Below are 21,039 nucleotides of genomic sequence, written 5' to 3'. Positions count from 1 at the left end.
TGAACAAGGGCATGGCCCGTTGAGAGAGTCGACGGCAGAAACGGGCCTGTCGAATCAGTGCGTGACAGATGCTGTGAACAACCCCAAACATGCCGTTTAACATAATATACATTACACGTAACAATATATTTCAGATTCTGCCTGGTTACCCTGTGCAGCCATTCTCAATCGGTCATGATTCGCGAATTGACCTCGACCACATCGACCTGGCTGGACGCCGCTGCATTGGGCAAGTCGATGTTCAATTCCGCGCCGGTTGCGGTAATCAACGCACGCTCGATGACATTCTGCCGTTCGCGGATATTGCCCGGCCAGTGTCTCAATCCTGTAAATGACATCGCACACACTGCTGCTCATTCCCCAGCAATACCTGAGGATTCTCGCAGCCAGCGGTGCATAGATTGCACCGTTCACGAAAGAAGCAGCCACTCGGTAGTCGGCGGTTCCCTGGTAATTCGGTAGGCGCCGCGACTTGCTCGTCGTGCAGCGGCGCGCCCAGTCGTGGTACCGACTCGAGCAACAAACGGGTATAGGGGTGACGTGGCTGATCGAGTACTTGAGCCGCGCTGCCCAGTTCAACGATTTGCCCCAAATACATCACCGCTACCCGGTTAGCCATATGACGCACCACTGATACGTTGTGGGAAATCAGGATGTAAGTCAGATTGCGGGCACTTTGCAGCTCGGCCAGCAGGTTGAGAATCTGCGCCTGGACCGAGATGTCCAACGCCGAGGTGGGCTCGTCCAGGACAATGATATCCGGGTCTGACGAAAGGGCTCGGGCAATGGCAATGCGCTGACGCTGCCCCCCGGAAAACTGGTGCGCGAAGCGGTCCAGGTATTCCGGGCGGATGCCGACTTGGGCCGCGACCCTGGCGGCCACATCCCGCATCTGCGCATGGCTGACATGGCCTCGGGCGTATAACGGCTCGGTGATGATTCTCCAGATAGGCAGGCGCGGATCAAGGGACGACTGTGGATCCTGGAAAACAATCTGAACGTTGCTGCGGCCTTCGCCGCTGCGATTGGCCCAGTTCAGCCCCCCGCTGCTGGGCGGCACCAGGCCCATCAACAGCTGGGCCAAGGTGCTCTTACCGCAACCTGACTCGCCGACAATACCCAGGGTTTCGCCTGCCCGCACCTGAAGGTCAATACCGTTCAGGGCATGGGCATATCCGCGCGGCCGCCCCAACCAATCATTGCTCACGGGGAAACGAACGTGAACATCGTCAAGTTGAAGAATCGTGGGCGCCATTTGGGTGTTGGGTTGAAGGACGGCACTGTTCATCACGAAAGCTCCTTGGCCGGTAACCAGCACGCGCTTTTACGTTGGTCATTACCGTTGATAGTGTTGAGATTCGGGCGCTTGCTACAAATCGGCATGGCGTACGTACACCGCTCCTGAAAAGTACAGCCCACCGGCAAAGAGGCCAGGTTCGGCACTTGACCGGGAATGGTCAGCAGCGGCTGGCCCGGCTCGACCATTTCTGGCAGACCACTGAGCAAACCTTGCGTATAGGGATGTTGCGGATTTCCCATGACATCGGCCGTGCGGCCCTCCTCGACCACTGCCCCTGTGTACATGACGTAGACCCGGTCGCAGAACTGCGAAACCAACGCCATGTCATGGGTGATGAGCAAGATGGCCGTGCCCCGCTGCCTGGCTTTTTCTCGCAACAGCAACAACACCTGGCGTTGCACGGTCACGTCGAGGGCCGTTGTCGGCTCGTCGGCGATCAGCAATTGGGGCTCGCAGGAGAACGCCAGCGCGATCATCACCCGCTGACGCATGCCGCCAGACAGCTCGAAAGGATAGCTCTCCAATACCTGCTCCGGACTGGCAATGTGCATGTCGCGCAACAGTGCGATCGCCTTGAGACGGGCTTGGGCGGCGCTGATTTTCTGGTGATGAATGATCACATCGAGCATTTGCCTGCCGATACGCCGGGTCGGGTTCAAAGCAGTCATCGGCTCCTGGAAAATCATCGCGGCATCGCGCCCACGAATCGTCAGTAACTCCTTTTCAGGCGCTGCCAGCATGTCGCGACCGAGCATGCTCAGGCTGCCGGCGGTGATGCGATAGCTGCGCTCGGGCAACAATCGCATGCTGAGCATGGCCGTGACCGACTTGCCCGATCCGGACTCGCCGACAACGCCGACAATTTCGCCGGGATTGACGTGCAGCGACACGCCGTTCAGGGCTTTGACGTTGTTTTTGTAAGCCGGGAATTCCAGGCTCAGGTTGTCGATGGACAATACTGGACTCGACGCATGCATGGTCATTTCCCCTGTTGCCGTGGGTCGAGCAGATCGCGTACGCCATCGCCCAGCAAGTTGAACCCGGTGGCCGTGATCAGAATCGCCAGGCCGGGAAAGGTCGAGTACCACCAGTTATCGAGGATGTAGTTGCGCCCGGTGGCGACCATCGCGCCCCACTCGGCCGTAGGCTGCTGCGCTCCCAGGCCGATAAAGCCCAAGGCCGAGGCCATGAGGATCGCGCTGCCGATATCCAGGCTCAACTGCACCAGCAATGGCGGCATTGCGTTGCGCGCCACGTGCCAGTGCACCAGGTGCCAGCGCCCTGCCCCGAAGGTTTGGGCGGCCTTGACATAACCCATCTCGCGGATGCTCAAGGCCTGGCCGCGGGCTAGCCGGACATAGGACGGAATTCGTACCAGCGTAATCGCCAGCATCGCGTTGAACAGGCTCGCGCCCAACGCCGCCGCCAAGGCCATGATCAGCACCAGCGATGGCACCGACAGCATGATGTCCATCAGGCGCATGATCAATGCGTCGAAACGCCCACCGATGACCCCGGAAAAGCATCCCAGCAACCCGCCGATAAAACAGGATGCAAAAGCCACGAACAGACCGACACCCACCGACTGCTGGCTCCCGAACAGCACGCGGCTGAACAGGTCGCGGCCGACTTCGTCGGTGCCGAACCAATGGCTGCTGGATGGCGGCGCCAGGCGTTCGGCCAAGTTCAGCGCGTTGGGATCGTGGCTGGCGAGCCAAGGGGCGAAGATCATGCACAGCAAGACGATACAGGTGATCGCCAGGCCCGCCATGGTCAGCGGACTGCGGCGGATGCGGTAGGTCAGATAGGCGAATTTTTCGTTCCAGCGCGGGCGGCGCGTGGCCATCAGGGTAGCGGACATTTCAACTTACCTCGCCGATGCGTGGGTCGATCACGCGGTACACAATATCGATGGCCATGTTCAGCAGCACATAGATGAACGAAACCAGAATGGCGAAGCCCATCACTGCCGGGAAGTCCAGCGACTGGATCGACTTGACGACATAGGCGCCCATGCCGGGCCAGGCGAAGACCGTTTCGGTCAGTACTGCGCCATACAGCAAATCTCCGAGGGTCAGCCCCAGAACTGTCACCGAAGGGATGAGCGCGTTAGGCAGTGCATGGCGCAGGACCACAGTCCAACGGGACAAGCCGTAGGCGCGGGCGGTGCGGATATAGTCTTCGCCGAGTTGATCAAGCATGGCTGAACGAATCTGTCGTGCGACGACGCCCAAGGTCACGAACCCCAGGGTCGCCGCCGGCAGAATCAGATGCTCCACGGCATCGAGAAACAGCGCGCCCTCCCCGGCGAGCAGCGAGTCGAGCAGATAAAAACCGCTGATTGTCGGCGGCGGAGCAAGCCCTTCGGACAGCCGCCCTCCTCCTGGCAACCAGCCCAGATGCCCGTAGAACAGAACGATTGCGCCCAGCCCCAGCCAAAAGGCCGGCGTTGAAATGCCGGTGACTGCAAGCGTGCGGGCGATCTGGTCAATCGCCCGATTGTGGTAAACCGCTGATAGCACGCCAAGCGGCACGCCGGTCAGGATCGCGAGCACCAGCGCTACCAGCGCCAACTCCAGTGTTGCCGGGAAGAACGTCTGCAAGTCTTCCAGCACGGGACGGCTGGTGCGTATCGAGGTTCCCAGGTCTCCCTGCACCAGGTCCATCAGGTAACGACCGTATTGTTGATACAGCGGCAGATCCAATCCCAGTTGATGACGTATGCCTGCCACCAACGCATCACTGGCACGGTCGCCGGCGATCAATCGAGCAGGATCACCCGGGATCAGGTGCGAAATTGCAAAGGTAATCAGCGAAACGCCGAACACGACCAGCAACAGGCCGAGCAGGCGCTTGCGCAACAAAGTCAGGAAGGCCATTTTGGCACCTCAGTAGCACCCACGACGAAAACCAGAAACCGCGCCAGCCACGAATGGCCAGCGCGAGGGAGCCGGTTTATTTGCTCATACTGCCCAAGTTGAACACCTGTTCGAGCATGGGATTGAACACGTAACCCTTGACCGAATCACGCATCGGCAAGGTGTAGCTCTTCTGGTAGAGGTAGGCGTAGACACTGTCCTTGAGCACCATTTTCTGCGCGGTCTGGTACAGCTCGACGCGCTTCGCGGTGTCGCTATTAGCGGCCGCTTCTCGAATCAACTTGTCGACTTGCGGGTTGCTATAGAACGAGCGGTTGCCCTGCAGGCCCTGCATCTTGGAGTCGAACCAGAAGTTCATGAACATGTACGGGTCGGCAAAGTCAGGGCTCCAGGCACCGACCGCGATGTCGTAGTCCGCCTGGCCGACGCGCTCACGCAGCGTGGCGTTGGCGAGCTTTTCCAGCTTGAGGTTGATACCCAGCGGCGCCAATGCTGCTTGCAGGGTCAGGCCGATCGGTTCCCAGTTAGGATCCTTGTCCGAATACATGTAGCTGAGGTTGGTGATTTTCTGCGACGTTTTGGCGAGGCTTTCCTTGGCGGCTGCCATGTCCTGCTTCATCGGCGGCAACGAACTGTCATACGCCCACATGCCGTCCGGGATTGGCCCATTCAGGAGCTTGGCCTTGTCCCTGAGAATGCCTTTGACGATGCCGTTGTAGTCCACCGCTTCGGTGATCGCACGACGAGCATCGACGCTGGTCAGTGGGCCCTTTTTGTTGTTCAGGTAGAGATAGGTGACCCGTAGCGACGGGAACTCCTTCACCACCACGCCGGGCTTGCTGGCAAGAACGCCGAGCTGGTCTTCGGGCATGTCTTCGATGATGTCCAGGTCACCCCGCTCCAATTGCAGGCGACGCACGGAGGGCTCACCGATGATCTTGATGACCACGCTTTTCAGCGCAGGCTTGGGGCCGGCGAAGTAGGTGTTCGGCTCCATGGTCAACGACTGGCCTTTTTGCCAGTTGCTCAAGCGGAAGGGACCGGAGCCTGCGGTGTGGCTCGACAGCCAGGCATTGACGTCCGCGCTTTTATTGACCACAGCGGGGTTGATGATCGACGCACCGTTGTGGGCCAGGGTAAACAGGAACGGCGAGAAAGGCGTCTTCAGGGTGAACCGGATGGTCTGCGGGTCGACAACCGCGACCACCATGTCCTCCGGAAATGCACCGGAAGGTCCCTGCTTGAGAGTCATCAAGCGATCAAAGGAAAACTTCACCGCGGCGGCATCTACAGGGGCGCCGTCGTCAAATTTGTTGCCAGGTTTGATTTTGAATTCCCAGACCAGATTGTCCGGAGAAACGGTCCAACTCTCGGCCAGGTCACCCTGAACTTCGGTGCTGCTTTTGTCGCCTTCGACCTTGTAGCCGACCAGGCGCTGGTACGATGGGTAGGTAATGGTCCAGTCGTTGTTATCAAAGGTCACGGCCGGGTCGAGGGTCTGGGGATCAGCGGGTTTGCCGATGACCAGGGTGTCTGGTGGTACAGCCGCTGTCGCGGCCTGCCAGGCACCGAGGCTCAATGCACTGCACAAAACACTCAGCAATAGCTTGCCGGCGCCGGGAAAGGATTTGCGGGTCACGGTGTTCATTGGGTTCATGCCGGTTTCCTTGATCATTCGATAGAGGGAAGTACGTCAGGTTTTTTATAAAAGCTATAACCGGGCAGTTGCAGGTGAAACGTAAGTAATGCTGTCTTGTTATTGTTATCAGCCGCACTGAGCGTGGGCTGCGCGGTGCTATCTGTTGGTGAATCCGTGGTTTAAACGTCTTCCAGCAAGGGGTAATCGTCGGCATCCGGAAGTTCGTAATGCCACCACTCGGTGGCAATCGCCTGGAAGCCGGCGGCGAGCATGATTCCCACCAACAGCAGTCGATTGCGTTGCACGTCTACTGGCAAGTCGGGATAGAACTGGTGGGATTTCTCTTCCATTGCGTCGAATTCAGTCCCCATATCCAGCGGCTCGCCATCAGTACCGACCAGGGTCAGGTCCACCGCCACGCCACGGCTGTGATGGGAGCCCAAATGTGGGTCACGCACGTAGTCGTTGTTTGGCAGCGCGTCCCACAACAGGTACTGGGCATAAGGCGGCCGATAGGCATCGTAGATGCGAAGGGTAAACCCGGCCTGACGCGCGAGCTGGCTGGCCCTGTACAAACAGTCGGCAGCCTGGCGATGTAACAGGCAACGCGCATTTGGATAAATCACTCTTCCTGCCAGGTTGTCTGCACCGGCGTAGATCAAATCGATTTGCACTTGGTAGCGCTGGGCATCGATCTCTACAAGGGGGCTGTTGTTCACGCCAATACTCCAGTTGGGATTCAGTGGGACGATGAAGATCAGCCTTCGAACTGACCGAAAGCTTTTTGCAATTGACGGTTCTTGGCCAAGCGCTCATCGAGTCGATCCCCGTATTTCTCAGCAACGGCCGACACGATGAGATTCAACAGGCAGGCCAATGGCGCAGGTGAATCCCAGAACTGCCCGACATCGGTTTTCAGTTGCAAGAGGTCAAGTGGGTAGTCTCTGGCCCAGGGGCATTGCAGGTCGGTGATCAGGGCCAATGGGAGATTGTTGTCTATGGCCGCGTCGCAGAAAGTCTGAGTCACGCTGGAATAAGCACGGAAATCCGCAATGATTGCGTAGGGATTGGCAAAGCCGGAATTCAGGGTTTCAGCGTAAATGCCGGACAGTCCATCGACGTAGTAGACCTTGGGCCGGATGTACTCAAGGTGGCTATGGAACGCTGTGAGAATCCCTCGCGTGGACTGAATGCCGAGAATGAACACTGCATCGGCTTCGTAGATGCGTTGCACGATATCGGCGAAGGCGTCGCTGCGCGCCAGACCGTAGACATACCGAATGGCCTCGATCTCGCGACTCAGGGAACGATCAAGAGCATCTTGCTGGTTGCTTTCGGCACGAAAGGCGCCGATGCGATCGGTGATAAGCCACGACGCCGGCGTTTCAACGCGCAGGCTCTGTTTGACTTCATCGATGTTCTGGTAGCCAAGGGATCGAAAAAAGCGCCCTACGGATATTCCCGTGGTGGAGGTCTGCTGCGCGATGCTATCGGCCGACTCGAACGGAAGCTGTTCTGGGTTACCCAGCAGATAACTGGCGATCCGCTTGCCCGTCGGGGTCAGGTTGGAGAACTCTCGCTCCAGCAACTGCAGGAAGCTGTTCTTTTCCATGGATTTTCCAGAGCTCCCGAACGCGAAATGTTATTGTGTTGTCATCAATTTTTGCTGTGTTATAACAATAACATTCGATTTCGAAGCAATACAATGACTATTTTCAGCAGACGTCCTGCAGTGATTGGGCGGGGGCACAACGCGGTTGAGCTTGAAGGGAAACGAATCCCCACTCCCCCCCTTTTATGAAAAAACGGGCTCTTTTCGAGCGCGTGCTCCTGCGGCAATCAACCCTGAACTTCGTTAATGGGCAAAAGCTTCCTGGAACACTCGCGCGTTAACAGCATTGGCAAAGGGCACATTTGAGGTATGACTAAGGACAAAATTCACGAACAGATGAAACAGCTCGGATTGGCTGGAAATGCCGAGCTTGAAATACAGGTGCTTGCGGTGATTTTTTACCGTGCCCTCCGCGATACCAAGGTGCAGTGAAATCGAAAGGCTGGAGTGTCCACGCAGGATCATGCTGACGATCAATTGTTCGCGGGGGGTTAGCTGATCAGCGGCGAATCGCGAAAAAGCGTTGTTCAAATGCTCTTTCAAGGCTGATGCACTGTCGTCGTGATGGGCGCAAACGCCTTGATAGTGACGTTGCAGCAATACATCGACCATCGCACCGCAACCCTGTAAACCTTCGAACTGCAAGGCGGAAAACGTCGGAGAAGCGTTCTGCCGCATCAGTGAATAAGCAAGGTGACCAATGCCCGGCAATGCAGAGATGAAGACAATTTCTTCAGCCAATGTGCCCGACTGCATGGAAATACAGGGATGCACATCGGGGGAATTGAAGTAATCACCCTCGAAGAAAGCATCAGGGGCCAATTCGCTCATGCGATAAAGTCCGGTCGCCTTGCCGTGAGCGCAAGCGGTATAAACCGGGTCCAGCAAATACGTACCGTTAAGATAGCTATGCATCGCCCCCGGTTCGCAGATACCTTGCAGATTGTTGTGCAGTAACACCGGTGAGCCGTCCGTTGGGTAAAACAGCACGCAGCTTTGGTCGAAACTCGCAACGGCCCATAAAGACTCATCCAACTGTCGGGCAAAGCCATCACACTGCAGCAATGCGACCAAGCCGGGCGTCGCGCAGTGCCATGCATCAAGGACGGGCGCGGCATCCATGCCACGTCTGCCATTCGGAACTGAAATTGCCATGCCATCCCCTTGTCTTTATCCAGTGCGCCCTGCTAGTGAGCGCACCCTTAACCCAGCGATAAAGAGCAAGCATATTTCTTGCCACGATTGATTTAGACCGCTGAAAAACCGTTGTCTACAAACAGCTGCGTGCCACTGACAAATGAAGCATCGTCGCTGGCTAAAAACAACGCGGCCCGTGCGACCTCCTCCGGCTCGCAAAGCCTCCCCTGCTGCGACTTGATTGCCGCTTCACTGGCATCCACCCCCATCAGTTGCAAGTCGCGCATTTCCCGCTCGCCGTGCGGGGTACGGATAAAACCCGGGGCGACTGCGTTGCAGCGGATACCGCGATCACGAAACTCGACGGCAATGGCCCGCGCAAACATCTGGCATGCGCCCTTGCTGGCGTTGTATACGACCTCGCCTGGGGTCGCATACTGCGCGGAGATCGACGAGGTGCACACGATACTGCCCGAGCCCTTGGCAAGCATTTGTGGAAGCACCGCCTGAGTAACCAGGTACATGCTCTTGACGTTCACGGCCATAAGCCAGTCCCACTCATGCTCCTGCACGTCCAGAAAAGGCTTCACGATCAAGGTGCCGGCGTGGTTGAAAAGCACGTCCGCCGGGCCAAATTCCGCCAGCCCCCGGGCGATAGCCTCACGCACCTGAACGGCTTGCGAGACATCGGCGCCCAATCCCAACGCTTGGCCGCCGTCGGCAATGATCTGCGACGCCAGGTTGACGGCGGCATCGCCATTCAAATCGATAATGATCACTTTGGCCCCTTCAGCGGCGAACAACCGACTTGCGGCAGCGCCGCAACCGCCGGCGCCACCGGTGATAATGGCCACTTTTCCGGCCAGGCGGCCCTTGCCTTTGGATCGTTCAACATTAGTCATTTTGCGGATTCCCTTCACGACCGCCACTCACGGCGAATGCTTCTTCAGGTGACAACACCAGGCGATGACGACGATAGAAAGCGAAATAAGCAATCCCGATCAGGTACCAGCAGGCAGCAGCGAGGGCCGCCCATTTATAGAGAGGATCGAGGAACTGATAAATCAGTGTCGCGGTTGCAATGATGATCACCGCGACTGCTCCGAATATTCCGTAAGGGCTGCGATAAGGCCGATGCAAATCCGCGAAGGAGCGCCTCAAGCGAATATAAGCGACGCTTTGCAAGATGTAGGAAATCATCCCGGCGAACACAATCATGCTCACCAGGATTCCGCCCATCAATGCGTTGTTATCCTTGCCGAAAGTAAACCAGCAGAGCATCAGGATACCCAGTGCAGCCAGCGCCCCGGTGGCCAGTGCAATATTCGGTGTATTGCGGGTCGGGTGTGTAACCGATAGCCCGGTTGGCAAGTAACCGGCACGCGACAGCGAATAGATATTGCGTCCTGCTGCAAAGCTGCCCGCCAGGAACGACGCCGCCAGCCCCAGCACGGCCACTGCTGACAACAGCTTGCTTGCGGTGTGCCCGAAAATCTCCCGGAAGCCATCGAGTAGCGGTTCGGACGAAGTACTCATGAAGAAGCTGCCGCCGCCGATCGATGCACTGAAAAACAACACACCCAACGCCAATACCGCAAGAATCACGGTGCCCCAGACCAATGCCAGCGGCAAATGCCGGGTCGGGTTATGCGATTCCTCGGCAGTCAGCGGCAATTGCTCGATGGCCAGAAACATGTAGACGGCAAACGGCAATGCAAGCATGACGCCGGTCAGTCCGAACGGCAGCCACGGTCCGTTACCGCCCTGCACTTCGACCGGCTTGCCTGCGGCGTCAGCTGCAAGGTTCAGGGCATTACCGGTGAAATCCATATGCGGGTAAGCCGCAATGAAGAACACAACCAACACTGACACCGCCGCGAGGGTAATGAGCACGACCGCGCGCATCGACACACCCAAGCCCCGGTTCGAAAGCAGCAGCATGCAGGCATAACCTGCCACCCACCAGACAGGTTGCCATTCGGGGCCAGTACCGAAAATTGCAGTCAGGTAGGCCCCCATGAAAAACATGTTCCCCGCAGGGGCCAGGATGAATTCGATGTTTTCCGCAAGGCCTGTACTGAATCCTCCCCACGGGCCCATTGTCGTACGCGCAAAAGAATAGGCGCCGCCGGTATGTGGCAGCGCGGCCGCCATTTCGCCGATTGAGGAGCAAAGAAACAGGTACATGACGGCAATGATCAGCAAGGCCAAAAACATGCCACCAAAGCCTTGGGCCAAGCCAAGGTTCCAACCGGAATACTGACCCGCCACCACCGCACCGACACCGAGAATCAGCAGAGTGAAGAATCCTGCGTGACGCTGCAGGCGACGTTGTTCAAAGTAACCGCTTTCTACACTTTGGTAGCTGATCCCTGACGGGTTAACAGCCGCCGTCGGCGCTTTTGTTGTTCTGTCCACGCGGTGATCCTCCAAATCTTGTTCAGGGCAAACTCCCCGACCGTCATCTTCGAATGCACCGCGCAAGCTGCCTATGTCTCCAAGGGGACATGTCGACGCAGCGTTCTCGTTATGCGATGTTCTGGCCTATCGTTGCGCAGATTGTGGTACTGGACGCGGTCTTTTCCCTGGATGCGGTGATTACGGCCGTGGCCATAAGAAAGAACTGCTAAAGGACAATAAGCTTGGAACGAGACCGCATTCCTGACAGTAATCTCGGTCAGCCTTGGTGGTCATTGCGGTGATTTATCGTCATCTCATTGCACTACCAAGGCATCAGGCGTTCTATTGCTCACCCTCCAATGGGGCTCTGTTCAGAGTGCCTTGGCCCAGTCTCGCAGCAAGTACTTCTGGACCTTGCCTGTCGAAGTTTTCGGCAACTCGATGAACACCACGGTTCTGGGCACCTTGAAGCCCGCCAAATGCTCGCGGCAGAACAGGATGATGTCGGCTTCCTGGGTGTCCTGATGGTCGACTTTGAGCGTGATGTAGGCACACGGGGTTTCGCCCCACTTTTCATCAGGGCGGGCAACCACGGCAGCCTCAAGTACCGCCGGGTGACGATAGAGGACGTCTTCGACCTCTATGGTGGAAATGTTCTCCCCGCCTGAAATGATGATGTCCTTGAGCCGATCCTTGATTTCCACATAGCCGTCAGGGTGACGAACCGCCAGGTCACCGGTGTGGAACCAGTCACCTTCGAACGCTTCGCGCGTCGCTTTCGGATTTTTCAAGTAGCCCTTCATGACGGTGTTTCCACGCATGAAGATTTCGCCAATGCTCGTGCCATTGGAAGTTACCGGCTCAAGGGTTTGCGGATCGGCAACCATCAGCCCTTCCAGCGTCGGATAGCGCACGCCTTGGCGCGACTTGATCTTTGCACGCTCATCCAACGGCTGGTTGTCCCATTGCCCTTGCCAGGCGCAAACGGTCACCGGGCCGTAAACCTCGGTCAGGCCGTAGACGTGGGTGACCTTGATGCCCATTTCCTCCACCGCACCGATGACTTTGGCCGGCGGGGCCGCGCCCGCGAGCATGGCGTGGACCGGATGATCGAGGCCGACCTGTGCCGATTCGGACAGGTTGGCCAACCCATTGAAGACGATCGGCGCACCACACAGGTGGCTGACTCGATGCTCCTTAATCAACGCAACAATCTTCTGCGGGTCGATCCGACGCAGGAATACATGAGTCCCGGCCAGCGCGGTGACTGTCCACGGATAACACCAGCCATTGCAATGGAACATCGGCAATGTCCACAGGAACACCGGGTGGTGTCCCATGGCCCAGGTCATCTGATTACCCAATGAATTGAGATAGGCCCCCCGGTGGTGGTAGATGACACCCTTGGGATTGCCCGTGGTGCCGGAGGTGTAGTTGAGCGAGATGGCTTGCCATTCATCTTCAGGCCAGTGCCAGGCGAACTGCGGATCGCCTTCCGCCAGGAGCGCTTCATAGTCCAGGTCGCTGACGGCGCTGCCTTCGCCGTACTCCGGATCGTTGACGTCGACCACCAAGGGCGGACGGGAGAGCAATCCCAGGGCTTCACGAATCACCGGGTGAAATTCCCGATCAGTGATCAACACCTTGGCTTCGCCGTGTTCAAGCATGAAGGCAATGGCCCGCGCATCCAGGCGTACATTCAGCGTATTGAGGACCGCGCCGATCATCGGCACGCCGAAGTGGGCTTCTAGCATCGCCGGTATGTTGGGCAGCATCACCGCTACCGTATCGCTCTTGCCGATCCCCCGCCGGTCCAATGCGCTGGCCAAGCGCCGGCAGCGCTCATAAGTCTGTTGCCAGTTGCGTCGGATGGCGCCGTGGATCACGGCGGGATACTCGCCGTAGACAGAAGCTGTACGCTCGATGAAGCTCAGCGGAGAGAGGGCGATATGGTTGACGGCCGAGGGCGCGAGCCCTGTTTCGAAAATCGACATGAGGTTTTCCTGTAGGGCGATCGCCAGACTGTTTTGTCCGGCTGGCAACCGCCGATGGCTGATTGTTAGCTCTGATCAGGTTTCAAAAACGGCCCCACCTGCTCGATGGGGCCGCTGCAGCGTCGGCAACTTGGCTCAAGCGGACTGTTGCTTGTTCTTGCGCACGTGTGCGCGCCAGGTCATGGCCCAGCGCGTTGGATCTTCCAGCGGCGCACTTTTCAACCGATGGATCGCCTGGTTATGCGGCGAAGTCTTGACGATTTCCGGGTTCGAGTAGGCCTCGTCGGATATGCGTGCAAGCACTGCAATCCAAGTGTCCAGCGCCTCCTTGCCATACATCTCGCCCGGTTCGGGCGTAAAAGGTTCTGGCACCAGCCACGGATGGTGGCTGCTCCACATCGGATCGATACCGAAATCGCTCATGCGGTTCTGGACATCGTGGACGTCCACCCCGGTGTCCTCCTTGAGCTGCTCGAGGCTGTAGCGTGTCATCTCCATCCTCGGGCTCGTGGCCTCAGGATGGGAGCGAGTCACTCCGCGTATCGCCAGCAGGCCCTTTTCCATGTAGTTGTTGGCCAGTACCGAGATATCCGATGCCTCGGTCATCCCTTGCGCGCCCATGGCACGAGACCAGGCGTAAGCCTTGAGAATGACCGGCACGTTCCCCCAGAACTCGCGGATCTTGCCCGAGCTCTGCGGGCGGTCGTAATCAAGGCAGTAGCGCTCGCCATCGAAGGCCACCACCGGCGCCGGCAAGAACGGCGCCAGCTGCGCCGAACAACCATAGGCCCCCACTGCCGGTCCCCCTACGCCACTTTTTGGCGCGCCGAAGGTCTTGTGCAACATGAACATGCAGGCGTCGAAACCCAGCTCTCGGGCACGGATCTTGGTCATCGCGCCGTTGAAGTTGGCGTGGTCGTAGAAGCACAAGCCACCGGCATCGTGAACCACTTGCACCCACTCGCGGATGTGCGGGTTGTACACGCCCATGTCGTCGGGATTGTTCACCATCAGCGCCGCCGTGCGATTGGACACGGCAGCCTTGAGCGATTCCAGGGACGGGTAACCGTTCTCCTCGATCATCAGGGTGATGACCTTGAACCCGGCGGCAGCGGCCGTCGCGGCGCTGCTGGGGTGAGTCTGGATCGTGGTAATGATCTCGTCTCGCTGCGCCAGCTCGCCACGGGAAGCGTGGTAGGCACGGGTCACGGCGCAACTGGTGTACGCGGCGTCGGCCCCGCCGCCCGCCTGGAAGATGAATTGATCCATCCCGGACAACTCACGCAGGATCATGTCCATGCCATGCACCACTTGCAGCGCGCCTTGCAGGGTGTCCTCGTCCTGGTGTGGATGAACGTGGGTGATTTCCGGCCGCCAGGCCATCGCTTCGTTGATCTGGGCGTTGTACTTCATGGTGCAGGTGCCAAAGAGGCTGATGTTCATCATGCCCAAGGTCTGCTGCGACAGGCGCAGGTAGTGATACAGCACTTCAGGTTCGGACATCTGCGGCAACGCGGGCTGGCGCGGGCGGCGCATGTTGGCCGGGATCAAACCCTCGGCGCTGCCGACAGCCGCTTGTACATCGTCCTCGACCTCGGAAAAGATCACCCCACGACGACCGGGGTAGCCCATTTCCAGAATGACGGGTTCGCTCCAGACAGGGGCATGGTACTGCTTGAGTGTCGTGCTCATTGTGCGATTACCTTGTTGAGTGCAGCCGCCAGGCGCTGGATATCGGCCTGGGTATGAATCTCGGTGACGCAGTAGAGGGCGCTGGCCCCAAGCGCCGGGAAGTCCTGGGTCAGGTCTTTCCCACCGAAGATCCCGAGCGCGAGCAGCCGCTTGTTGATGGCCTTCACGCTCAGCCCGGTGGCGTCGAAATTCACCACGAACTCCTTGAAGAAACCGGAAGCAAACGTCACCTTCACACCCGGAACTTCACCCAGCAACTTGGCCGCGTAGTGAGCACGTTGCAGGATCAGGTTGCCCACATCCTCGAAGCCTTTTGGCCCCATCATTGCCATATAGACGGCGTTGGCGATGGCCCACATGTAAACCGAGTGACCGGTCCAGTCGTTCCCCTTGTCACGCAAGCCATAGGACGATTGTTCGAACAGGCTCAGGCCAAACCCGTATTCGCCGGGCTGGGTGGTTTCGGCGATGCTGATGAACAGCGTCGGATATTGGTGGGCGTACCTTTCCTCGTCGCGAGATGCAATGAAGCCGCTGACGCCGCCACCACAATTCATGTGCACACCCAGCGGTTGAGTGGTACCCACCACGATGTCGGCACCGAAATCAATCGGTGCGGCCAGCACGCCCAGGGAGATCGGGTCGACGCCGACGATGACTTCGGCACCCACGGCATGGGCCATTGCGGCGATTTCGGCGCCTTGCTGTTCGATCACACCGAAATACGACGGTGTTTCGAAATAGACAGCGGCCGTTTGCGCACCGATCGAGGTGCGAAGATGATCAAGGTCAAGCAAGCCGGTTTGCGGGTCAAAGTCGATGAGTCGCACGGTGATGTGCCCCGGCATTTCCACCGGTTCGCAATAATTGCGGATGATCGACAGCCGCTCCGGATCGATGGCACGGACCACCGCCACTTCATTGCGCCCTGTCATGCGGGTTGCCATACGAATCGCGTGGCCCGCCGCGCAACCCCAACTGCGCACGGGCAGGCCGACCAAGTCCATATTCAATAATTCGCCGAGCTGGCTGCAGAACTCAAACCAGGCTTGATTGCGACCGTGGTCGGAGCTGGGCTCACCAAAAACCGAGGTCAGCCACTCGTTGCGACGCACGACTTCGTCACAGGCGGCCGGAACGTGATGCTGCCAACAGCCGGCACCGAGGAAATTGAGGTTTTGCTCGCAGGTCTTGTTCTTCGCCAGCGTGCTGACCAGGTGCCGACGCAGCTCGCTCTCGTTGAGTGCCGGCGGTAAATCAAGCGGACGTTGCAGTCGGTGTTCCTTGGGAATCTGCTGGAACAGCTGCTCAATGCTGTCGACACCGATCGAGTCGAGCATCTGCTGTTTGAGCGCAGGAACGGAGTTCGCCATATAGGGATGGGCGACATGATGACTCATGGGGTTATCCTCGTTTTTTCGGATGAAACAACTGATCAGGCGCGAACCTTGAAAAACACGGACCGGTCAGGCCCGGTGTGCACGCGTAGGTGGCCACTGAGCATGGCGTCGACTTCGGCGTCACCCGTGTCGACGCGCAGGCAGCCGGAATCGAGGGCAAGGAGCTTGTCCATCGAGGAGATCACCGAGATGTGTTCACGCCCTACCCGGCGGATGACCTCAGCGCTGATCTGCTGATTGCCACGGCCGAACAAGCTGCCGTGACCGCCCAGCACGCCGACAATGATGTGGGTCTCATACCCCTCCATCAGACGGATCAACGCGTGCTCATTGAGATCAGCGCCCACCAGGGCACCGTCCATGACCGCGTCTACGCCCAGCAGTGTCGAAGGCAGGCCGAGCTCGGTCATGATGCGCCGCGTCGTGGTGCCGGGCCCCAACAAGTACAGGCAACCAGGCTTCATCGACCGGACGACCTGTCGGGACACGGCGTCGAGCGCCAGGTTTTCATTGGCAACGGAGCCCGCCTTGGCGTTTTGCGTCAGATGGCGCTCGTGGGGGCTGCATGCGTAGCCATAAAGGCGCGCGGACATCTGATCGCTGCGCATTGCAGCCTCATCGATGTCCATGACTTCGGCTTCGCGAAAGCGCACCGAAGGTTCGGCGGCGATGAAGCGTGCCGCAAGATTTCCAGCGTTCTGCGCATTGGTGCCGAACACGGCGGAATACATCTTCACGCCTGTCGGGATACCCAGAATGGGCACGCGATCGTTGACCATTCCCAGCACATCACGCGCCGTGCCATCGCCTCCGGCGAAAAGCAGCAGATCGACCGAGGAGTTCGCCATCACCAACGCGGCCTGTCGTGTGTCATCGGGCCCGCTCGCTCCGGGTGAAGACGTGTAGACGACAATCGGCTCGAGACCGGCGGCGCGCGCGACATCTTCGCCCAGTGCTCCAGAGCCGGTAACCAGTCGAAATGGCACCTTCGAAGCCGCCAGGCGCTTGAGCGCGAGCAAGGCCCGCTCGCTTGAGACGGGTTGCGCACCACGACGCCTCGCTTCCTGCAGGACCTCGGCGCCATCAGTACCCTTCAAGCCCACAGGCCCACCCATGCCGGCGACCGGGTTGACGATCAGCCCGAGGGTTTTCCCCTGACCTGCGTAATGGAGTGAAACATCGGAATCGCGCAGTGCACGCATTGATCGGTATCCTGTGTTGTATGGCGGGCGCCAAAGCCTGGGAACACACGTCTCAGGTCTGTTGCATACGCCGCGTATGTCAGACAAAATACGACATACACGGCGTATGTCAACTCGCATACGCCGCGAATGTTAATTTTATTTTTTTGTAAGGAAGGCAACCGATGGCGCAGAAGCGTGCGGACATGATTGAGCAGACGCGCGGCAAACTGATCAAGGCTGCGCGGGAAGCATTTGCTGCGAAGGGGTATGCGGACAGTTCGATGGACGACTTTACTGCTCAAGCGGGTCTGACCCGTGGTGCGCTGTACCACCATTTCGGTGACAAAAAGGGCTTGCTACAGGCCGTCATTGCCCAGATCGACGGGGAAATGATGGAGCGCCTGTCGATCATCATCGAAAAAGCAAGCACGACCTGGGACGGCTTCATTGATGAGTCCATCGCCTACATCAAGATGTCCCTGGAACCGGAAATCCAACGCCTCGTGTTCCTTGACGGTCCGGCGGTGTTGGGCGATCCATCGCAATGGCCGACCCAGAACGCTTGCATTCGCAGCACCCAGCGCAGCCTTGAAAAGCTGATCGATGAAGGGACGATCCGCACGGTCGACACTGAAGCGACGGCGCGCCTGATCATGGGGGCTCTGCTCGGCGCTTCCTTGTGGATTGCCCATGCAGAGGATCCCCACACGGCCTGCGAGAAAGCCGTCGAGAGTTTCCGGGCATTGGCTGGCGGATTGCTGCTGACCAGTCAGCGTCAGTAACAAGCGCGCAGTTGATCTTCCTGGGCGCGCTGCTGGCGGATTGGCCTATGCTTAGCCAATCCATTGCGGAGCTGGATCAATGTCGTCCTCGCAAACCACCCTCCTCCAAAGCTGGCACCACAACGCTCAATCCTGGATCGAAGCCATCCGCACGGGTGCCATCGAAAGCCGGATGACGGTCACGGACCAGGCCATGCTACTGGCCGTGCAGAGCCGCCAGCCCGAGCGCGTGCTCGATCTGGGGTGCGGCGAAGGCTGGCTGTTGCGCGCGCTGGCTGAACGGGGCATCGAAGCGGTGGGTGTGGATGGCGACGCGACGCTGGTCGATGCGGCGCGGGCGGCGGGTTCCTCGCCGGTGCATCTGGCAAGCTATGACGCGTTGGTGGAGGCGAAAGTGGACGTCGGCAGCGGCTACGACCTGATCTGCGCCAACTTCGCCCTGTTGCACCAGGACATCATTCCATTGCTTGCGGCGATGAACGCCCTGCTCAGCCCTGGCGGCGCGCTGGTGGTTCAGACGCTGCATCCATGGACCGTGGCGGCAGGCGATTATCAGGACGGTTGGCGAGAAGAAACCTTCGATGGATTCAAAGGCCAATGGCAACCCATGCCGTGGTACTTGCGCACCTTGTCCAGTTGGCTTAACGCCCTGGACATGGCCGGTTTTCGGTTGCTGGTCCTGCAGGAACCGCAGCATCCACAAAGCCCAATGCCGCAGTCGTTACTGCTCGTGGCCGAGCAATCCCCGTCATGGCGTTAGCGACTCGACGGTAAAACACCCCGCGCGATACACCCTGCGCGCGTGCAGTCCGCGCTTTTGCAGGGTTTTCCTGACAGTTCTGAGAAACATGCCGTGGGAGATAACGAACGTGGTCTTCCCCGGTTCGCCACAGCTGTTGTAAAGCTCATCGGCGATACCGAGCGCCCGCTGGTGTTCGGCTTTTCGGCTGGCGGCTCCCAGTGAAATCCCCAACAACCACAGGATCCTGTGCAAGGCGAACCAATGCCTCACGCCCATTTTCAGGATGGGAATGCTGCTCAGCCGCAGGTCGTATTCACGTAGTCGAGCATCCTGTTGGATACGTGTGGCTTCAAATAGCCGGCATGCCGTCGCGTAGGCTCTGTTGACGGGCGAGGAAATGATGTTGGCTTCGGTCGCCAAAAGCACTTGGGACAAGTCCGGTTGGCTCAGGAATGCGGCAATTTCACCCTCATCGATGGCTGAGGTCTGATTGTATTCATCCAGCAGCAGTTTGGCTGAATGCGCATTGCAGGGCTTGTAATCGATCAGCGGCGTGGCATGGCGTATCAGGTAAATCACAGCGACAGCTCCCTTGTTTTGTCTTGAAAATCCCTTTCGAAGCGCACCTGTATACACGTAACGACGCCATTCATCGAGTTTGTGAAACATCGTGGCGAGGGAGCTTGTGTAGGAGCTTGTGTAGGAGCTGTGTAGGAGCTGTCGAGTGCAACGAGGCTGCGATCTTTCCCCTAACACTTAAATCTCAAGCGAAAGATCAAAAGATCGCAGGCCTCGCCAGCGCCTACAGAACCCAGCAAGAGCAAGCTCTGACCAGAAATTGTCGGAGCTTACCAAAGCGCCATCGTATAGCTGACAATCAACCGGTTCTCATCCAAATCATTGCCAAAATTCGAGCGCACCGTCGCGTTGCGCCATTTCAAGCCCAGCCCCTTCAACCTGCCATCCTGCACCACATAGGCGATATCCGTGTTGCGTTCCCATTCCTTGCCTTCGTCCGGTGCGCTGCGCTGGACGTTGTCGCCGGAGATGTAGCGGGTCATGAAGGTCAATCCGGGTACGCCAATGGCCGCAAAGTTGTAGTCGTAACGCGCTTGCCAGGAACGCTCGTCGATGTTGGCGAAGTCGCCGATCTGCACGAAGTTGACCAGGTAGGGATCGCTGCGTCCGATGTACGGGAACGGATCGTCGCCGCTCATGCGCTGGTAGCCCAGGCCCAACGCATGGCCCGCCAGGCTGTAGGTAAACATGGCGCCGAAGGCCTGGTTGTCGAGTGGGCGAAAACGGCCGTCTTCGCTACTGCGCGAATAGCGCACGTCACTCTTGAACGACTGGCCTGCGCCCAAGTCCAGCGTGTGGACGAAGCCGAGGTAGTTTTGCTGGTAGATGTCTTCCAACAGGCTGTAGCGATATTGCGCCGTGAGGTTGGGCAGGAACTGATAGTCCGCTCCGGCGAACTGGAACGTGTCGCTGCTGCCGCCGATGCGGTTGGCGGTCATGTCCTGGTAGTCGGTGGAGTCGACAAAGTTGATCTGCGTGAGTTGCCCGGCGGTCAGCTTCAAGCGGTCGATTTCCTGCACGCTCAGCAAGCCGCCCTTGAACGTTCCCGGCAACAGGCGCGTGTCGTTGGAACTCACTGCAGGGTCTTTGATCTGCAAGGTTCCCAGTTTCAAGGTGCTGTTGGATACGCGAACTTTGGCGGTCAGGCCCAGTTCGCCATAGCGGTCTTGCGAACCGCCAGACAAATCCGCTGGCAACAGGTTGGTGCCCGCCGTACCGCCCCCGGAGTCCAGTTTGAAACCGGCTATGCCCAAGGCATCGAGGCCCAAACCCACGGTCCCGGCGGTGTATCCCGACTCCATCCGCAGCAAAAAGCCCTGCGCCCATTCCTCGGCCTTGTCCCGTGCCCCCTCCTGGCGGAAGTCGCGGTTGAAGTAGAAGTTGCGGGCCTCCAGGCTGCCTTTGCTGTCGGCGATGAAGTCGGCCTGGGCGTTCGGCACGCCAATCAGGCTCAGGCCGAGCAAGGTGCCCGCCGAGGTCCAGGTCCATCGAAGGAATGTGGCGTGTTGCATGGCGCGCTCCTTTTATGGGCGCGAGCGAACCCTCCAGGGCTGTGCGCACGCCTCGTTATTGTTGTCATGGGATGCCGACGCAGTGGGCCTGCGTCGTGGAGCGGATTCTTTGCGGCGGATCCGCGCAGCGTCAAACGGGAAAAAAGCCGGATCGGGCATAAGAAAATTTGATGCGCCCGTTGGCCCGA

The 21,039-nt window shown here is 58.7% G+C and carries 19 protein-coding genes and 1 pseudogene; 3 read left to right on the top strand and 17 right to left on the bottom strand.

The annotated features are described in order from the left end of the window. Positions 1-164: 164 nt before the first annotated feature. The 11 genes from LQ215_RS17975 to LQ215_RS17925 all read right to left on the bottom strand — a co-directional run bounded on the left by LQ215_RS17975 (position 165) and on the right by LQ215_RS17925 (position 10,985). Positions 165-338 carry a hypothetical protein gene (locus tag LQ215_RS17975; RefSeq protein WP_230151807.1) on the bottom strand — a complete coding sequence of 58 codons (174 nt, stop codon included), beginning with the start codon at positions 336-338 and terminating at the stop codon, positions 165-167. Continuing rightward, positions 320-1,288, bottom strand: a complete 969-nt coding sequence (locus LQ215_RS17970) for an ABC transporter ATP-binding protein (protein WP_230151805.1) — start codon at positions 1,286-1,288, stop codon at positions 320-322. The genes LQ215_RS17975 and LQ215_RS17970 overlap by 19 nt, the downstream gene beginning before the upstream one ends. After that, entirely contained in the window at positions 1,288-2,277 is a 990-nt protein-coding gene (locus LQ215_RS17965) for an ABC transporter ATP-binding protein (RefSeq protein WP_230151803.1), read from the bottom strand. The genes LQ215_RS17970 and LQ215_RS17965 overlap by 1 nt, the downstream gene beginning before the upstream one ends. A gap of 2 nt (positions 2,278-2,279) precedes the next feature. Next, entirely contained in the window at positions 2,280-3,161 is an 882-nt protein-coding gene (ddpC, locus tag LQ215_RS17960) for a D,D-dipeptide ABC transporter permease (protein WP_013693388.1), read from the bottom strand. A 1-nt stretch (position 3,162) separates the two neighbouring features. Next, positions 3,163-4,179 carry an ABC transporter permease gene (locus LQ215_RS17955; protein ID WP_230151802.1) on the bottom strand — a complete coding sequence of 339 codons (1,017 nt, stop codon included), beginning with the start codon at positions 4,177-4,179 and terminating at the stop codon, positions 3,163-3,165. Between the two features lie 76 nt (positions 4,180-4,255). Continuing rightward, positions 4,256-5,836 carry an ABC transporter substrate-binding protein gene (locus LQ215_RS17950; protein WP_230151800.1) on the bottom strand — a complete coding sequence of 527 codons (1,581 nt, stop codon included), beginning with the start codon at positions 5,834-5,836 and terminating at the stop codon, positions 4,256-4,258. Positions 5,837-5,997: 161 nt separating this feature from the next. Continuing rightward, on the bottom strand, positions 5,998-6,537 hold the full coding sequence (ddpX, locus tag LQ215_RS17945; protein ID WP_230151798.1) for a D-alanyl-D-alanine dipeptidase: 540 nt from the start codon (positions 6,535-6,537) through the stop codon (positions 5,998-6,000). Positions 6,538-6,575: 38 nt separating this feature from the next. Then, on the bottom strand, positions 6,576-7,430 hold the full coding sequence (locus tag LQ215_RS17940) for a MurR/RpiR family transcriptional regulator (RefSeq protein WP_003201957.1): 855 nt from the start codon (positions 7,428-7,430) through the stop codon (positions 6,576-6,578). Between the two features lie 243 nt (positions 7,431-7,673). Next, positions 7,674-8,585, bottom strand: a complete 912-nt coding sequence (locus LQ215_RS17935; protein ID WP_230151797.1) for a helix-turn-helix domain-containing protein — start codon at positions 8,583-8,585, stop codon at positions 7,674-7,676. A gap of 92 nt (positions 8,586-8,677) precedes the next feature. After that, the gene (locus LQ215_RS17930; RefSeq protein ID WP_013693392.1) at positions 8,678-9,469 is read right to left on the bottom strand and encodes an SDR family NAD(P)-dependent oxidoreductase; all 792 of its coding nucleotides are present in this window, start codon (positions 9,467-9,469) and stop codon (positions 8,678-8,680) included. Next, complete coding sequence (locus LQ215_RS17925) at positions 9,462-10,985, bottom strand: amino acid permease (RefSeq protein WP_230151795.1); 1,524 nt, start codon at positions 10,983-10,985, stop codon at positions 9,462-9,464. The genes LQ215_RS17930 and LQ215_RS17925 overlap by 8 nt, the downstream gene beginning before the upstream one ends. Before the next feature lie 104 nt (positions 10,986-11,089). On the opposite strand from LQ215_RS17925, the pseudogene LQ215_RS17920 reads away from it, so the two are divergent. Further along, positions 11,090-11,182 (top strand): annotated as a pseudogene (locus LQ215_RS17920) (hypothetical protein); the annotation flags it as partial. A gap of 156 nt (positions 11,183-11,338) precedes the next feature. On the opposite strand, the gene LQ215_RS17915 reads toward LQ215_RS17920, so the two are convergent. The 4 genes from LQ215_RS17915 to LQ215_RS17900 form a co-directional block, all read right to left on the bottom strand. Beyond that, the gene (locus LQ215_RS17915; protein ID WP_230151793.1) at positions 11,339-12,961 is read right to left on the bottom strand and encodes an acyl-CoA synthetase; all 1,623 of its coding nucleotides are present in this window, start codon (positions 12,959-12,961) and stop codon (positions 11,339-11,341) included. Between the two features lie 135 nt (positions 12,962-13,096). After that, positions 13,097-14,653, bottom strand: coding sequence for an aminomethyl-transferring glycine dehydrogenase subunit GcvPB (gene gcvPB, locus LQ215_RS17910; RefSeq protein ID WP_230151791.1), 1,557 nt, complete (start codon positions 14,651-14,653; stop codon positions 13,097-13,099). Continuing rightward, the gene (gene gcvPA, locus LQ215_RS17905; RefSeq protein WP_230151789.1) at positions 14,650-16,053 is read right to left on the bottom strand and encodes an aminomethyl-transferring glycine dehydrogenase subunit GcvPA; all 1,404 of its coding nucleotides are present in this window, start codon (positions 16,051-16,053) and stop codon (positions 14,650-14,652) included. Before gcvPA ends, gcvPB begins: the two co-directional genes overlap by 4 nt. 35 nt (positions 16,054-16,088) lie before the next feature. Next, positions 16,089-17,255, bottom strand: coding sequence for an ATP-NAD kinase family protein (locus LQ215_RS17900; RefSeq protein ID WP_230151788.1), 1,167 nt, complete (start codon positions 17,253-17,255; stop codon positions 16,089-16,091). Between the two features lie 164 nt (positions 17,256-17,419). Here LQ215_RS17900 and LQ215_RS17895 point away from each other — a divergent pair, with 164 nt between their 5' ends. Further along, positions 17,420-18,019 (top strand): TetR/AcrR family transcriptional regulator, encoded by a 600-nt coding sequence (locus LQ215_RS17895; protein ID WP_230151786.1) that lies wholly within the window; start codon positions 17,420-17,422, stop codon positions 18,017-18,019. Positions 18,020-18,098: 79 nt separating this feature from the next. Then, a complete protein-coding gene (locus LQ215_RS17890) occupies positions 18,099-18,779 on the top strand; it encodes a class I SAM-dependent methyltransferase (RefSeq protein WP_230151784.1) in 681 nt (226 codons plus the stop codon). Here the strand turns inward: LQ215_RS17890 and LQ215_RS17885 are convergent. Continuing rightward, positions 18,768-19,340, bottom strand: a complete 573-nt coding sequence (locus tag LQ215_RS17885) for a phosphoglycerate mutase family protein (protein WP_230151781.1) — start codon at positions 19,338-19,340, stop codon at positions 18,768-18,770. The two genes, LQ215_RS17890 and LQ215_RS17885, sit on opposite strands and share 12 nt — an antisense overlap. Before the next feature lie 269 nt (positions 19,341-19,609). Beyond that, a complete protein-coding gene (locus tag LQ215_RS17880; protein ID WP_230151778.1) occupies positions 19,610-20,851 on the bottom strand; it encodes an OprD family porin in 1,242 nt (413 codons plus the stop codon). Between the last annotated feature and the right edge of the window lie 188 nt (positions 20,852-21,039).

It is taken from the genome of Pseudomonas brassicacearum, assembly GCF_918698105.1.
GTDB lineage: Bacteria > Pseudomonadota > Gammaproteobacteria > Pseudomonadales > Pseudomonadaceae > Aquipseudomonas > Aquipseudomonas brassicacearum_F.
The sequence above is the reverse complement of the archived record's forward strand: the minus strand, read 5'-3'. Positions and strand labels throughout refer to the sequence as shown.